Annotated in this window: 11 protein-coding genes; 3 read left to right on the forward strand and 8 right to left on the reverse strand. The window is 41.3% G+C overall.

Features of this window, described 5'->3' with window-relative positions; all coding sequences use genetic code 11:
- The first annotated feature begins 11 nt into the window (after positions 1 to 11).
- Positions 12 to 971 carry a nucleoside hydrolase gene (locus tag J7E35_RS09030; protein ID WP_214779022.1) on the forward strand — a complete coding sequence of 320 codons (960 nt, stop codon included), beginning with the start codon at positions 12 to 14 and terminating at the stop codon, positions 969 to 971.
- A 724-nt stretch (positions 972 to 1,695) separates the two neighbouring features.
- Here J7E35_RS09030 and J7E35_RS09035 read toward each other — a convergent pair.
- Together J7E35_RS09035 and J7E35_RS09040 are read right to left on the reverse strand one after the other, a co-directional pair.
- Positions 1,696 to 2,916, reverse strand: coding sequence for an MFS transporter (locus J7E35_RS09035; protein ID WP_214779024.1), 1,221 nt, complete (start codon positions 2,914 to 2,916; stop codon positions 1,696 to 1,698).
- Between the two features lie 88 nt (positions 2,917 to 3,004).
- Positions 3,005 to 3,313: a hypothetical protein gene (locus J7E35_RS09040; protein ID WP_214779026.1), complete on the reverse strand. Its 309-nt coding sequence runs from the start codon at positions 3,311 to 3,313 to the stop codon at positions 3,005 to 3,007.
- Positions 3,314 to 3,447: 134 nt separating this feature from the next.
- On the opposite strand from J7E35_RS09040, the gene J7E35_RS09045 reads away from it, so the two are divergent.
- Positions 3,448 to 4,011, forward strand: a complete 564-nt coding sequence (locus tag J7E35_RS09045) for a flavin reductase family protein (RefSeq protein WP_214779028.1) — start codon at positions 3,448 to 3,450, stop codon at positions 4,009 to 4,011.
- A 90-nt stretch (positions 4,012 to 4,101) separates the two neighbouring features.
- On the opposite strand, the gene J7E35_RS09050 is transcribed toward J7E35_RS09045, so the two are convergent.
- From J7E35_RS09050 to parE, 6 genes are all read right to left on the reverse strand, one after another.
- Complete coding sequence (locus J7E35_RS09050) at positions 4,102 to 4,485, reverse strand: four-helix bundle copper-binding protein (protein WP_251040851.1); 384 nt, start codon at positions 4,483 to 4,485, stop codon at positions 4,102 to 4,104.
- A 1,417-nt stretch (positions 4,486 to 5,902) separates the two neighbouring features.
- Positions 5,903 to 6,394: a staygreen family protein gene (locus J7E35_RS09055; protein ID WP_214779029.1), complete on the reverse strand. Its 492-nt coding sequence runs from the start codon at positions 6,392 to 6,394 to the stop codon at positions 5,903 to 5,905.
- Positions 6,395 to 6,475: 81 nt separating this feature from the next.
- Positions 6,476 to 7,234, reverse strand: a complete 759-nt coding sequence (locus tag J7E35_RS09060; protein ID WP_214779030.1) for a hypothetical protein — start codon at positions 7,232 to 7,234, stop codon at positions 6,476 to 6,478.
- A gap of 91 nt (positions 7,235 to 7,325) precedes the next feature.
- On the reverse strand, positions 7,326 to 8,759 hold the full coding sequence (locus J7E35_RS09065; RefSeq protein ID WP_214779031.1) for an alanine/glycine:cation symporter family protein: 1,434 nt from the start codon (positions 8,757 to 8,759) through the stop codon (positions 7,326 to 7,328).
- A 204-nt stretch (positions 8,760 to 8,963) separates the two neighbouring features.
- Entirely contained in the window at positions 8,964 to 11,405 is a 2,442-nt protein-coding gene (gene parC, locus J7E35_RS09070; protein ID WP_214779032.1) for a DNA topoisomerase IV subunit A, read from the reverse strand.
- Entirely contained in the window at positions 11,402 to 13,381 is a 1,980-nt protein-coding gene (gene parE, locus J7E35_RS09075; RefSeq protein ID WP_214779033.1) for a DNA topoisomerase IV subunit B, read from the reverse strand. Before parE ends, parC begins: the two co-directional genes overlap by 4 nt.
- 608 nt (positions 13,382 to 13,989) lie before the next feature.
- Here parE and J7E35_RS09080 point away from each other — a divergent pair.
- Positions 13,990 to 15,384, forward strand: coding sequence for a S8 family peptidase (locus J7E35_RS09080; protein ID WP_214779035.1), 1,395 nt, complete (start codon positions 13,990 to 13,992; stop codon positions 15,382 to 15,384).
- Positions 15,385 to 15,398: the final 14 nt, after the last annotated feature.

The raw sequence follows: 15,398 nt of genomic DNA on the forward strand, positions 1-15,398 counted from the left end.
GAGGGATGCATATGTATAATATACTTTTGTTTACCGATTCAGGTGTCGATGACTCACTTGCACTGATGTACGCACTTTTACGCCCAGAATTAAATGTTGTTGGTGTTGTAACCGGATATGGAAATATCACGAAAGAACAGGCAATAAATAACACAGCCTATTTATTGCAGCTGGGGGGAAGAGAGGATATACCGATCATCGCAGGTGCCTCTGGTCCTTTATCAGGGGAGTTAGCCACTTTTTATCCTGAAATTCATGGTCCAGAGGGGCTTGGTCCCATCAGGCCGCCCGAGGACCTTGGGGAAGTTAAGGTATATGATATTAATAAAATTCTTGATATTGTGAATCAGTACTCCGATAATCTAGTAATCGTTGGTGTTGGAAGGCAGACCGAGCTGGCCATACCCTTCATACTTTATGGCACGGAAGCTTTTAAAACGGTCAATGCCGTGTATATCATGGGAGGAGCTTTCCTCGTTCCAGGTAACGTCACAGCGGAAGCCGAGGCAAACTTTTATGCTGATCCAATCGCTGCAAATCAAGTGCTGGAAAAGGCAAGGAATGTATTCTTGCATCCGCTGAACATTACCAATAAAGCAATCATTCCTCCTGCAGTGATCGATTATCTTGCTCAAAACAGCCAGTCTCCTTTTAAGGATCTGATAAAACCTGTTTATGATTATTACTTTGAAGCTTATAAAAAGAATGTTCCTGGCATTACCGGGGCACCACTTCATGATGTCATCACATTAAGCGCTCTTGTTAACAAGAACATGGTAAAATATTTGCCAAGGCGGGTCACTATTGAACTGTTTGGACGGGCAAGGGGTAAAAGCATTGCTGATTTTAGGCCGAAACCTGAGCCGGAGCCGGAAGAGAATTTAGATTGGATCGGCATGGAAGCCGATATCCCTGCCTTTATAGAGGATTTCACCCTGACATTTATGGGAACGACCACAACTAAAAGCTAAAAATGAAGTCACGGCAAATCAATGTAACGAGTTCTCTTTTGGAGTGCAAACGCGAAATTACTATTCAAATAGCAAGTTAAATTGTTTACGATTTAGCATGCTATTTTTTATTGGTATAGAACGTTTATGACCAATTTTATTTGATAATCAATACTTTACTTAGCAAACCAATTAGTAAAGTGAGAATGAATATTCTCATGGTGTAAGTTTATATGCAAAACGCTTGTTCATACTTCGTTAAATTTGATAGGAATGGCAAATTTCCAAATGTAAAATAGATGCACCAGGAGAAAGAAGTTCCGGTCCTTAGATAAGAAAACAGCGAAAGTAAAATAAGCGGAGGTTTTCCGGTTATATTCAGAATCAAGCATGTTTTTGGCTGAATAAGCGGAGTATTTCCGGTTATGCCAAGCAATATCAACCAATTTAATGTATTTCGAGTAAATAGACGGAATTTCTCCGTCTATTTAGCCTATTTTCAATGCAATTTACTTATTAAGCGGAATTTTTCCGACTATTTATCAGATCCGGTATTTCTTTGAAAACTCCCCAAAATGTAATTCCAATTATAACGACTTTGAATTATAAAATTCAGAAGTTAAAAAGCATGATGATTTAATTGCTAATCACCATGCTTTTTCTACATTACTTGTACTGTTATTTATGATTTCGCACTCCCAAAGAAAATCCAGATCTTTGCCGGGAGTTCTTTTCGATCACTGGTCTATATACTTTGCTTGATCTCATGCAGTTTATTTTGTTTACCACTTGAATAAATCATCACTAATATGCTTGTGGTTATTAAGATTCCATGGAAAACCCAGACCATTTTTGCCAGTGTGAGGGCTTCGAGAAGAAGAGGGGCAATCACAAAACCAAGTGCAAAGCCTAATGATTTTAACAGCATGCCAACTCCAAATATTCTTCCTCTTATGTAATTTTCCGTTTTCTGGAGGATTGTGGCGTGCAGAGTCGTAAAACAGGCATCAAAGACGCCGGTAAAAAAGGCAAACAGCAGGACAATCCAAACATTCTTGTTTGACAAAAAGATAATAAATCCAGTTGACATCATAACCGCTGCAAGAAAATATGTACGATACAAGTTGTGGCCCTGCAGAAATTTCAATCTTGGCAACAGAAGGGTGGCCAACACAGAGCCAACTCCCCAGATACCCCAGATCAGTCCATAAATCAAGCTTTGTTTGCTCGAATCAATTGAGTCTGCCAGCAAAGGAATACCTAGATTGTGAGAGGCACCTGCAAATGATCCCACGAGGAAAACAATATTTACGTACAATAACATCGGCACAGAAAGGATGAAAGAATATACTTCTTTTAAATCCTTACCAATCTGGATAACCTTTTGTTTAACTCCATTCGTTATCAAACCTGGTTGAGCTGGATTAGATGTTTCCCACTTAATTTTGATCAGTACTGCTGCAGATATTAGATAAGTAGCAGCATCGATAATCAGGGTAACCTGGTAACCAAGAAAATCCGTGATCACTCCTGCACCAATGAACCCAAAAACCAGGCTGATCGATGTCAATCTCGAGATCAGAGCATTGGTCTCTAATACCTTATCCTGGCCAAAGATTTGCGGTATTTCCGCACTGTAGCTGACAGCAAAAAAGCTGCTCGTCAACCCTATCAAGAAGCAGACGATCAGGATCATGACTGGATCAGGAAAGGGGATCAAGCTCAGGATGATGAATGCCCTAAAAACATCGGTCCATATCATGATTTTCCTACGGTCAAAACGATCTGCGAGAACACCTGAAAATAAGCTGGATAAAACTCCGCCCAATGTCCGGAATGCCATGGTAGCAGCAAGCCAGGCAGGACTTCCTGTTGCCATATACATCAAAACATTGATTGCGATTAAATCCATAAAGGTTCCAAGGTCGGAAAATGCTTTTACATAAAGAAAAACTTTGCGGTTCATAGGATCTCCCTTAATCATGAAGTTTAGTTATTCTGTTATATTTTAAAGATTTTAAATTTACTTCGCAATACGAAATTTCAGTTTTTTGCTATAATAGAATAAATTTCTTCATTGAAAGGGAGAAACTCCCTGGCCAACGGGGAGCTCTTTTTATTTTGCAATTACCACCATGACCTGCCATACCAGGGGCGACAACCGAAACCATACCATGGACGGCGGCCAAATCCGTACCACGGTCTGCGGCCGTACCAGTACCCAGGTCGGCCATAACCATACCACGGACCGCAAAATCCATACCGCCATAAAATGCAGGTGCAGCAGCAAGGAATAATAACGGAATAATCCTTTCATCATTCTGATGATCTTGCCTGTGAAAATAAGTTTGAGGATAATTCATTGAGCAACCTCCTATATTTTATTCAATATAGGATATGTGACTAAAAATTTGATGGCATAAAAATAAAAAAATAGACAGTTGCCCATGCTTCTAAGAGAATGGAACACTATAAAATCAAAGGAGGAACACAAAACATGATTCAATTAATCAATCAAACTGTCATGCATAGTTATCCAGGAATGGTCGCACTGGTTACAGTGTCTCATAAGGAAGAAAATAATATAATGGCTGCTGGCTGGCATTCATATATATCATATGATCCGCCAATTTATGGAGCAGCTATTGGCCGTGAGCGATATACTTATCAACTGGTAAAATCAGCAGGGAAATTTGCCATTAATTTTGTGCCTTTTGAATATTCAAATCTTATTCAGCAAGCAGGCGTGTATTCAGGTTCGAAAATCAACAAATTTGATATGGCGAACATCAGTGTTGACCACGGGTCAGCTACAAACTCACCGATACTGCGTGATGCTTATATTGCGTATGAGTGTGAAGTTATCGATCGGAATACATACGGAGACCATGACTGGTTTGTGGCAAACATCGTGGGTTTTTACCGGGATGATGATAAATTTCTTGCTAACGGATTGCCAGATTTCGAAAAGCTTTCAATTCCGCTATACATAGGGAGGTCAACTTATACAAAAGTTGATAAAGATAATCATTTTATTTCCCACCCGGTAAAAGAAATATAATTGAAATAAGTAAGCTGATGATTCAAAAAGAGAAAAGCTGAATTAGAAAACAGCTTTTCTCTTATACTATATTAAATGCGTGTCTTTTAGTTATCCCGCGAACATCCTGCAAGCCTGTGCACAATGAAAACAAATTTCGGCACATTGCTGGGACATCATGTCAGGGAATTTTGCACATTCATTTCCGCAATTTTCACAGATAGCAGCACAAATATGGGCTAATATCCTTGCATGGCAGCTGTTTCGTGCAAGGTATTTGGCCATGATTGTACATATATCCGCACAATCCCTCAATAACTGGATTTGCAGATCTCTTCGATTATCATGGTGTGCACAAATTAGGTGCGTGACCATATGCTCGCATGTTGCTTCACAAAGCTGGACCATTGCCAGCAACGAATCGTGGCCTCCCATCACGCCTGCGACAGATGCTTTTTGATTATCCATATGACTTCCCGATTGAATAGGATTCATATCCATACCTCCTTTTTCTATACGGTTCATGTATATGGAAGAACTATCAAAACTGTGCTCCTTTACATTCTGCAAAAACCAGTGGGGCAATGGGGCGCATATAGATACAAATCCAAGCGAAGCAGTGATGGATAACCATTAAATTTTTTTAAGAAGGGGAATGGGATGGGAAACATAAAGAAACATTTATTTGTTTCATTTCTGGCATTTTTATTGAGTTTAATATTTTATTATAGCCGATCTGGCTGGAATACAATGCATTCCTTGAACAGAGCATTTGCGGATGTGGCCTTATTATATCTGATTATTACGATGATTCTGGGTCCGCTAAGCAAATTTCATCCTGTTTTTCACCGTTTTTTATCCTGGAGAAGAGAGCTGGGAATATGGTGCGCAATAATGGTATTATTTCATCTTTATATCCTTTTCAAAGGGTGGTTTTACTGGGAGCCAATTAGATTAATTATCGGAGTTAATCAGGTAACAGGCCAGCTTGATTTTGATCCTGGCTTTACACTTGCCAATCTAATTGGGTTTGTCAGCTTGTTCTATCTGCTTTTGCTTAGCCTGGTATCAAATAATCGCTCTGTCAAGATATTAGGGGATAAAGGGTGGGAGCACCTTCAAAGACAAAGTGGCACTCTGTTCGTGTTGGTTATATTGCACACCACTTTCTTTCTGTTCTTTTTTCGATTCGGGCAGTATAACTGGTTACAAAAGCCATTTCTTGTTATTATTGCAGCTATATTTATATTGAAATGGGCCGCATTTATACTAACTGTAAAAAGGAATCGACCTAAAAACGGCAGAGAAAAAAATTAATTAAGTAAAAAGTTCATAGGCCAGTGACCGGAATCAAACTAATCAAGCATTAAAGCCAAACAACGTTAAGCCATCACTTGTAGATGAGTGCAGGTGGCTTAACGTTCATGAGCATAACTCATAATTTGGTCGTTGTTTGCAATTGAAAAAACGGGAGGAGGGTTGGCTCGGCCGTTTCTATAAAAATCATTTTACTAGTTTACATAACATAAATTCTAGGAAGTTGCATAAAATCATTATAGTATTGTCTCACTAACTAAGTATACTTAAACTAGTGAGACGCAATCGAAAATTCACCTGGATTCTCATGATATTAATTTGTTTCTGCTTAAAATAATGACTTCTAATTTAATTAAATTTTTTTTGGTTAGTTCAAGTCTATTGCTTCAGTTCATTCCAGTTTGCATCTGGGTCTTATTAGAAAAAACTTCTTATATCTCGTTTCGCGCCAGAAGTTTTCCATTCGCTTTATTTATGGTATTAATCATACTGTTAACTGTCTCTATCCTCTTTAACAATTTCCCTTAGTTTACATAATATTATTATGTACCTTCTTTTCCGGTTCATGCATGCTGTATTTAAAAAAGCACAGGTCTCATGCCTGTGCTTCTGGTGTTCTTTCTTTATTCGCTTTGTTAAGATACGTTCTAGGCGTACCATAGCAGCGGATTTGATTAAATTCTGGATAGATCGATGAAAACTGTACGTAAATTGGCGCATCAAGCAGCCATGGATAATATGTGAAAAAGCTTCTATCTCCATAAATCATCGCAGTCAATGCTAAATCCAATTCTTTCTTGAAAATCATGTATCGGATTCTGGACATATTCAAATCGTATTCGCCGTTGCTGATATAAACCTTTCCATACAGTAAGTATTCACCGTTGAGTGTCACCCAGTCGGCCAGTACTTCATCGCGCATTTCATAATTGATGGCCTGGTAGTCATAGACATTCCCGATGGCAAGAAATAATTCTCCAGTAAGGTCAGAATGAGTAAAAGTATATTTCCTGCTGTCTATAGGCACAAAAGCAGTTGCTGGTGGAATAAAGGTAACTTTCAGTCGTTCTGGCTTGAATTTGCTCACGTCAGAAGGCTCCTTCCTGATAAAAGAATCCTTTTCCGATAGCTTATGCCAGTTGTGGGAATTACGTGACAATCGCCTATTTTATTGAGCTTTCAGGGGTTTGACTTCAGCACTTAATAATTCCCATTTTCCGTTTTCATATAACCAGGAAGATTCAAGATTGGCGATTCCATCAGCATTATACGCTCCATTTATCCGCTGGCTCCCTTTTAATCCGTAAAGGCCATTTTTGACCTTCTCTGTCTCTAATAATCCGAATGGAAGAACCATTAGTTCTGCCGGTTCATTTAATTTTCCATCCTGATATAGCCCGAGCCTTTCATAATCATCTTTCCTGTCGCTTAAGTCAAAGCTGTACGACTGGCCTGTTTCCTCAATCGTAATGGAAGCCTTGTATCCATCCTCAAATTGACTGCTGACTGCCAAAGGTTCTGGCACAGTGAGATTGGTAACTTGGAAATCCCTTAAACTATATAAGTAATAATTCGAAAGACCTCCGCTTCCTCCCGTAGGAACACTGATAAATATGTCTTTTACAGAATCGTGATTCAAATCTTTATATATAGCAGCAGGATCGTAGCCACCCTCTAGATCGATCTTATAGATTTCTCCATTGGAGGCTCTGATTTTCAGGAAAATATTATTGAGATATTGAGCCCCTTCTTCATAAGGCACGCCTTTCACATAAATCAAATCTTTCTTCCCATCGCCCGTAACATCCACTTTTCCCTCTGATATTGTCACCGTTTTCTCACTGGATTCCCCTGCGTATACGCCGGTGAAGGCGGTTAACGACATAAAAAAGAATGCGCCAAACGTGATTAATAGTTCCCTTTTCATTTTAAATCACCCCGTTGAAGTTATCTTCTCCAGAAATGGTAAAAAAATGCATAAAAAACCCCTCTGACCGAATCAGAAGGGTTAGTTACTATTACTTATTTTTGGACTCTACAGCCTTTTGATAATCCCAGGACTCTATTCCTGTCAAACCATCAATTGAATCAGCATAGAAAACTGGATCTTTTCCTTGTTTTCGCTGTTCCCTGTAATCCTTTAATGCTGCCATAGCAATCTTCGCTAGCAAGGTTATGGCTATAAGATTGATCAATGCCATGATACCCATGAAGAGATCTGCCAAATTCCAGACGATGGCTAGCTCGGCAATTGAACCGAACAAAACCATTCCTATAACAGCAAGACGGTAAATAAAGAGAGCAGTAGGGCTTTTCTTGATGAATTCAATATTCGTTTCACCATAATAGTAATTTCCAATAATGGAGGTGAATGCAAAAAGGAAAATAGCTCCGCCGACGAACGCTGGTGCCCATGAACCGACATGAGCTGTCAGAGCTGCTTGAGTTAACTGTATTCCATCCAAATCAGGGTTCGTATATTCGCCCGACATAATGATGATAAAGGCTGTTGCCGTACAAATCAGTAAAGTATCCGTAAATACACCTAATGTTTGGATTAGGCCTTGTTTTACTGGATGGGTTACAGCCGCAGTAGCAGCTGCATTTGGTGCACTTCCCATCCCGGCCTCGTTGGAGAATAGTCCTCTCTTGATTCCCATCATAACCGCTGCTCCCATTCCACCGCCTACTACTTCCTGCAGGCCGAATGCGTTCTTGACGATCAGTGAGAGCATTGCAGGGATTTCTGTGAAATTCATGATCACAATGATCAATGCAAGGATTAAATATAACACTGCCATGATTGGCACGATAATTTGAGAGACAAAAGCGATCCTTTTAATTCCGCCAAAAATGACCGCCGCAGTCATAACAGCCAAAATGACTCCCATCCAAAAGCGATCGAATCCAAACGCCTGGTCAAAGGCAAGGGAAATGGTGTTGGATTGTACAGAACTAAACACCAAGCCAAAAGTAAAGACAATAATTATAGCAAATAAGATACCCAGCCATCTCTTATTTAACCCTCGTTCCATATAATAAGCTGGACCGCCGCGATATTCTGCCTCGTCTTTATCTTTAACCTTATAAATTTGGGCTAGAGTACTTTCGATAAAGCTTGATGCTGCTCCTATTAACGCAATGATCCACATCCAAAAGACGGCTCCTGGCCCTCCGGCAGAGATGGCTGTCGCAACTCCAGCCAGGTTCCCTGTACCAACCCTTGAAGCTAAGCTGACTGTAAATGCCTGAAATGATGACCTGCCCCGTTTCCCTTCAGAAGATACAGTGGCTGGATCTTTAAGTACCTTGATCATTTCAGGGAAGTATTTGAATTGAACAAATCTGGTTCTGAACGTAAAATATGTACCCAATACAACCAGTACAGCAATTAATACATAGCTCCACATATAATTGTTTAATTCGGATATAATGTTGTTGAAAATCTCCATAAAAAACTCCTTTATTATGTATTAGACAAAGATATTTTAGTATAGTTTTTAATGTACCAAAATTGTAATCGCTTTACAATGGTACTTCACTCCCATTATCAGATTTGCCTCCGAAAGACAGGAAGCTACCTACCTATTACCCTGATTATTGGATTAAAAACAAAAAACACAGCAAATACACTGTGTTTTTTGTTGGAACTGGTATTATTGCGAGCCTTTTGCTTGTTCATTCTCACTTTTCCAGATACCTGTAAGCTTTCCAGTTTCACTATCATCCACAAGGAAGGATCCATTTGTATATCGATCGCTGAACCTTAATTCTGTAGCTTTCACTGAAACAATTTGCTGTTTTTCTGACTGGAAGAATAATTCTTCATCGTCCTGGACTGCCTCCACACCAATAATACGGTGAGGGTTTGCTTTCAATTCACGCAGCATGACAACACCGCGTTTAGCCCTGGAAGTCTTCTCGAACTCAGACATCTTCATTTTTTTAACGGCACCACGCTGCGTAGCTATGACGATGGAATGGCTGCGATTGTTGTCAATAGTTTTCCCGCCGACAACATAATCCCCATCCTTCAGGTTCATCCCCTTTACTCCAGCTGCCCTGACTCCAATTGGACTAATTTCTTCTTCGCTGAACCACAGACCATAACCGAGATGTGATGCAAGGAATAAATCCTTCTCACCATTGGTTACATGTACATCGATGACACGGTCGTCACCTTTTACATTGATTGCGGTTAGCGGCTTGGAGTAACGCTGGGCTTTATAAAGGTTTAATTCAGATTTCTTTACCATGCCATTCCTGGTCACAAATACAAAGAAAGAATTCTGTTCGAAATCCGTGACAGGGACAGCCTTTATGATTTCTTCATCCCGGTCTAACGGCACAAGGTTTGCAACATGCTGGCCAAGGTCTTTCCAGCGGATGTCAGGAAGTTCATGGACAGGCAAGTATAGGTAGCTGCCTTTATTTGTGAACAACAGCAGGACATCCTTTGTATTCATATTCAACTGTGATAAAAGCCTATCCGTGTCCTTCATCGCAAAATCCTGCCCATTGGAGGCGGCATATGATCTTTGGCTGGTTCGTTTAACGTATCCATCCTTCGTCACAGTAACGATGACATCCTCGCTTGCAATCAGTACTTCAAGGTTAATCTTGATTTCCTCAATCTCTTCCTCGATTTTTGTTCTGCGCTCATCAGAGAACCGCTTTTTGACATCCTTCAGTTCCTTTTTGATGACAGATAATAGCTTTTTCTCACTGCCGAGTATCGCGGTAAGCTCCTCTACTTTCTTGGCAAGCTCCTCTGCCTCGGCTTGAAGGGCAGTAATATCGGTATTCGTCAGGCGGTATAATTGCAAGGATACAATTGCTTCAGCCTGTACTTCAGTGAATTCAAATTTCTTAATCAAATTATCTTTGGCGTCACGCTTATCCTTTGAAGCACGGATTGTTGCGATCACCTGGTCGAGGATAGATAAAGCTTTCATAAGCCCTTCAACGATATGCTCTCGGTCACGAGCTTTTTGAAGGTCATATTGGGAACGCTTTGTCACAACATCCTTCTGGTGGTCAATATAAGCATCAATCAATTCGGCAAGTCCCATCAATACAGGTCTTTTCTTGTTGATGGCAACCATATTGAAATTATAGGTAATCTGCAAATCGCTGTTCTTATACAGGTAATTCAAAACACCATTTGCATCAGCTTCTTTTTTCAGCTCAATTACGACACGGAGCCCTGTGCGGTCGGTTTCATCACGCACTTCCGAAATGCCTTCCACTTTACGGTCAAGCCGGAATTCATCAATCCGTTTGACTAGATTGGCTTTATTGATTTCATAAGGAATTTCTGTGATGACAATCTGCTGTTTGCCGCCGCGGATGTCTTCGATTTCGGCTTTACCGCGAACGATGACCTTTCCTTTACCGGTTTTATAGGCTTTAGTGATTCCCTCAACACCCTGGATGATTCCTCCTGTGGGGAAATCCGGAGCTTTAATGACTTTCATCAAATCTTCCACAGTGCACGCAGGATTGTCCATCCTCATGATGACCCCATCAATCACTTCCGCCAGGTTATGAGGAGGAATATCTGTCGCATAACCGGCGGATATCCCGGTAGAACCATTGACTAGCAAGTTTGGGAACATCGCAGGGAGTACCGTAGGCTCACTTGATGTGTCATCAAAGTTCGGGATGAATTCGACTGTTCTTTTCTCGATATCCCTTAACAGTTCACCCGCAATGGCAGACAATCTTGCTTCTGTATAACGCATCGCAGCTGGAGGGTCACCGTCTATGCTTCCGTTGTTACCATGCATTTCGACAAGATAGTTCCGCACTTTCCAATCCTGGCTCATACGGACCATGGCTTCATATACAGAGGAATCACCGTGCGGATGGTAGTTACCAATTACGTTACCGACTGTCTTGGCTGATTTCCGGAAGCCTTTCTCACTTGTGTTTCCTTCCACGTGCATAGCATACAAAATCCTGCGTTGAACAGGTTTGAGCCCGTCCCTCGCATCAGGAAGTGCACGTTCCTGGATAATATATTTACTATAACGGCCGAAACGGTCGCCTAATACATCTTCTAATGGGAGGTCACGAAATTTTTCAACTGAACTCATTCGCCAGCAACCTCCTCTGTAACTGAGATATTTTCATTTTCAAGGATGTTTCCATCTTCCTCCAGGCCGAACGCTACATTGGATTCTATCCACTTCCTGCGTGGTTCCACCTTATCCCCCATAAGGGTTGTCACTCTTCGCTCCGCTCTAGCTGCATCGTCAATTCTAACCCGGATCAATGTCCTTGTCTCAGGATCCATCGTGGTTTCCCAGAGCTGATCGGCGTTCATTTCCCCGAGACCCTTATAACGCTGGATAATATAGCCTTTACCGACCTTCTTCATCGCGTCCTTCAGCTCTTCGTCGCTCCAGGCATATTCGATGACTTCTTTTTTGCCTGTTCCCTTGCTGACTTTATATAGCGGCGGCAGGGCAATGAATACCTTACCGGCTTCAATCAGCGGCTTCATATATCGGTAAAAGAATGTCAGCAACAGCACCTGGATATGGGCACCGTCGGTATCGGCATCCGTCATGATGACTATTTTGTCATAGTTGATGTCTTCTACATTGAAGTCAGAACCTACTCCGGCACCAATGGCATGGATAATCGTATTGATTTCTTCATTTTTGAAGATGTCCTGAAGTTTTGCTTTTTCGGTATTAATTACTTTACCCCGCAATGGAAGCACAGCCTGGAATTTCCTGTCGCGGCCTTGTTTGGCAGAACCACCAGCGGAATCACCCTCTACCAGGTAAAGTTCATTTTTCGCAGGGTTCTTGGATTGTGCTGGCGTCAGTTTGCCAGACAACACCGCATCTGATCTCTTTCTCTTCTTCCCGCTTCTTGCATCCTCGCGCGCTTTTCGGGCAGCTTCACGCGCCTGATAAGCTTTGATGGACTTTCGAATCAGTAATGTACTGAAATCAGGATTTTCCTCAAGGAAATATGATAAGTGTTCAGAAACGACAGAATCAACCGCGGATCTGGCTTCACTTGTTCCCAGTTTCCCCTTTGTCTGGCCTTCAAATTGCAGCAGCTCTTCAGGAATGCGCACGGAAACAATGCCCGCCAACCCTTCCCGAATGTCAGCGCCTTCAAGGTTCTTGTCCTTCTCCTTAAGCAACCCAACCTTGCGGGCATACTCATTGAATACCCTCGTCATCGCCGTTTTGGCACCTGCTTCATGTGTACCGCCATCTTTTGTCCGGACATTGTTGACGAATGAGAGCACATTCTCAGAGTACCCATCGTTAAATTGGAAGGCAAACTCAACTTCTATTTTGCTGTACTCACCTTCAAAACTGACAACTGGATGCATCACATCTTTTTCTTCGTTCAAATATTCTACGAATGCCTGTATTCCAGTCTCATAATGAAAAACATCCTTAGCATCATTACGCTCATCGATTAACTCTATTTTAAGTCCTTTTAACAAAAAGGCAGACTCTCTAAGACGTTCAGAGAGGGTATCATAGTTATAAGTTAACGTAGAGAAAATTTCCGGGTCAGGCTTAAAGTGGATTGTCGTTCCTGATTGGTTGGTTTTTCCGATCTTTTCAAGGGTTGTCACTGGTTTTCCGCCATTTTCAAAACGCTGCTCATAGATGAAACCATCACGCTTGATGGTTACAACCAGCCATTCTGATAATGCATTTACAACGGATGCACCTACACCATGAAGGCCGCCGCTCGTTTTATATCCACCCTGACCAAACTTTCCGCCTGCGTGCAGGACAGTAAGGATGACCTCTGGAGTTGGTTTGCCTAGCTTATGCATCCCCGTTGGCATGCCTCGGCCTTTATCCTGGACACTGATGGAATTATCTTTATGGATTTTGACGATGATTTGATTACCGTAGCCGCCAAGTGCTTCGTCTACAGAGTTATCAACGATTTCGTAAACGAGGTGATGAAGTCCCCGTGTATCCGTGCTGCCGATATACATACCCGGCCTTTTGCGTACCGCTTCAAGGCCTTCAAGCACCTGTATGGCATCATCATTATAATCAAAAGCTTGCTGATTTCTTGCCACAAACATACCCCTTTCATTTCTAGCAATCAACATTGACGGTTTTTATGTATAGTGTCAATGAATTCGTTAAGTATTCGTCTTTTTTTATAAGGCTTTTTCGTATTGATAGTTGCTTTTCGTAGAAAATGTCTATTCCAGCGCGTATTTTAGCTTCGAAACTGTATTCTTGGTTTCTAAAATGAAGAAAGACATTAGACTCATACAAACCCATAAACCCGTTTTCTTTAGCTTGTAAAACAACACGTTTACGAAAAGAGCCATTGAAAAAGTAGTAAGGTTCTTATCTCCTTTTTCAGAATCAGAACAATTGTTCTCTTAGTTATTTTACCATAAGAATGGCGTCTATGCTTAATTGTAGCGATTAATTGGGATTTGGCAAACGGATTTCAAGAATTAATTGGAATTTTGTCATAAAAAATCGGTTATTTGGGGACTTATGTGAAGCTTTCATGTCATTTTTTTGCTGTTAAATTCGATTCCATAGAGAAGTAAACCTCTTTCACCCTTCCACTTTCACCGGCCATTTAAACTCCCAGAGATTTCCGCCGTTAATTTTTCAATTGTACTGCAACATAAGAACAAATACATTTTACGGAGGCCTTTTATTTATGAGAAGAGCGAAGGTGTTCATTCTTGGATCGTCATTCATCCTTCTTCTCGCCCTTACTGCAGGCGGGGTGTTCAGGAGTGATGATGATCAAACAGGACATGGAGCACGAACCCATTCCTCGGGACAGCAAAGTATGTTGACACGGTCTATGGCAAAGGTTAATAACGTGAAGATAGGTGAGGAAATCAAGCATCAACTTGACACTCAAGAAGAAGTCACACTAATTTTTCATAATAAAAAGGATACAAGCCATTATTATGACCATGAAGCCACAGTTGACTTTGTTAACGAACCCAGTGTTGAGGAATTAGACCAAATTACACGCGATATTAAAGGCTGGGTCATCAAGCATCTAAACTCAATTTATATTTTCAGGTCAACGGTGATGGAAACGCCGGAAATGATCGATTACTTTAATCAGAGAAAAAATATAGAATATGCTGAACCCAATTTTATCTTGATGCAAAATGAAGTGAACGGTCCCAATGACCTGCTCTACCAGGAAAATTATCAATGGAATTTGCCAGTCATAGGTACTGAGCAAGGATGGAAGGTAACCCGCGGAAATGAAGATATTGAAATAGCGATTGTCGATACAGGTGTTGATTTGGACCATCCCGATTTAAGGAACCGCCTTGTTAAAGGCTATAACGTGATTGATGAAAAATCTGAACCGGATGATGACAACGGGCATGGAACCCATGTAGCGGGAATCATTGCTTCGGAAACGGACAATAACGAAGGTGTGGCGGGCATGACATGGTTCAGCAAAATCATGCCGATAAAAGCAATGGGCGCAAAAGGCTATGGCACAACCTTCGATATCGCAAAAGGGATCGTCTGGGCGGTCGACCATGGTGCCGATGTCATCAATCTTAGCCTTGGCAATTACCAGCCTTCAAGGGTTCTCGAAGAATCTGTACGTTATGCCTATAAGAAAAATGTGGTCATGGTTTCTGCAGCTGGCAATGATGGTTCAGACCAGCCGACCTACCCTTCTGCATATCCTGAAGTATTGAGTGTTTCTGCAGTAGACTATAATGGGAACAGAGCAAGCTTTTCAAACTTCGGGGATTATATTGATATTGCCGCTCCGGGTGTGTATATTCCCAGCACGTATTTTAACCAGCAATATGCTGCCCTTTCCGGGACCTCAATGGCCGCACCGCATGTCGCTGGCCTTGCTGCTTTAATTAAATCTGCCAACCCTGACTTAAGCAGTTCTCAAGTGATTAGGATCATAAAGAATTCCGCGATCGATCTGGGGGAGCAAGGGAAAGATAGTAACTATGGAAATGGCTTAATTGATGTTAATTCAGCACTGCAGGAAGCAGGCAGAGAAAAGCCAAGCCTTCGCAAACAGGAGAAGTCGTTATTTGACTGGCTCAGATAATGCTTAATCTGTAA

Source organism: Bacillus sp. ISL-45 (assembly GCF_018613195.1).
GTDB lineage: Bacteria > Bacillota > Bacilli > Bacillales > Cytobacillaceae > Mesobacillus.

Bases quoted from the DNA above. Each gene is read 5' to 3' on its own strand.
- J7E35_RS09040 (WP_214779026.1), bottom strand. From the start codon at position 3,313: ATGAATTATCCTCAAACTTATTTTCACAGGCAAGATCATCAGAATGAT.
- J7E35_RS09045 (WP_214779028.1), top strand. From the start codon at position 3,448: ATGATTCAATTAATCAATCAAACTGTCATGCATAGTTATCCAGGAATG.
- J7E35_RS09080 (WP_214779035.1), top strand. From the start codon at position 13,990: ATGAGAAGAGCGAAGGTGTTCATTCTTGGATCGTCATTCATCCTTCTT.
- J7E35_RS09060 (WP_214779030.1), bottom strand. From the start codon at position 7,234: ATGAAAAGGGAACTATTAATCACGTTTGGCGCATTCTTTTTTATGTCG.
- J7E35_RS09030 (WP_214779022.1), top strand. From the start codon at position 12: ATGTATAATATACTTTTGTTTACCGATTCAGGTGTCGATGACTCACTT.
- J7E35_RS09065 (WP_214779031.1), bottom strand. From the start codon at position 8,759: ATGGAGATTTTCAACAACATTATATCCGAATTAAACAATTATATGTGG.
- J7E35_RS09035 (WP_214779024.1), bottom strand. From the start codon at position 2,916: ATGAACCGCAAAGTTTTTCTTTATGTAAAAGCATTTTCCGACCTTGGA.
- parC (WP_214779032.1), bottom strand. From the start codon at position 11,405: ATGAGTTCAGTTGAAAAATTTCGTGACCTCCCATTAGAAGATGTATTA.
- J7E35_RS09050 (WP_251040851.1), bottom strand. From the start codon at position 4,485: ATGAATCCTATTCAATCGGGAAGTCATATGGATAATCAAAAAGCATCT.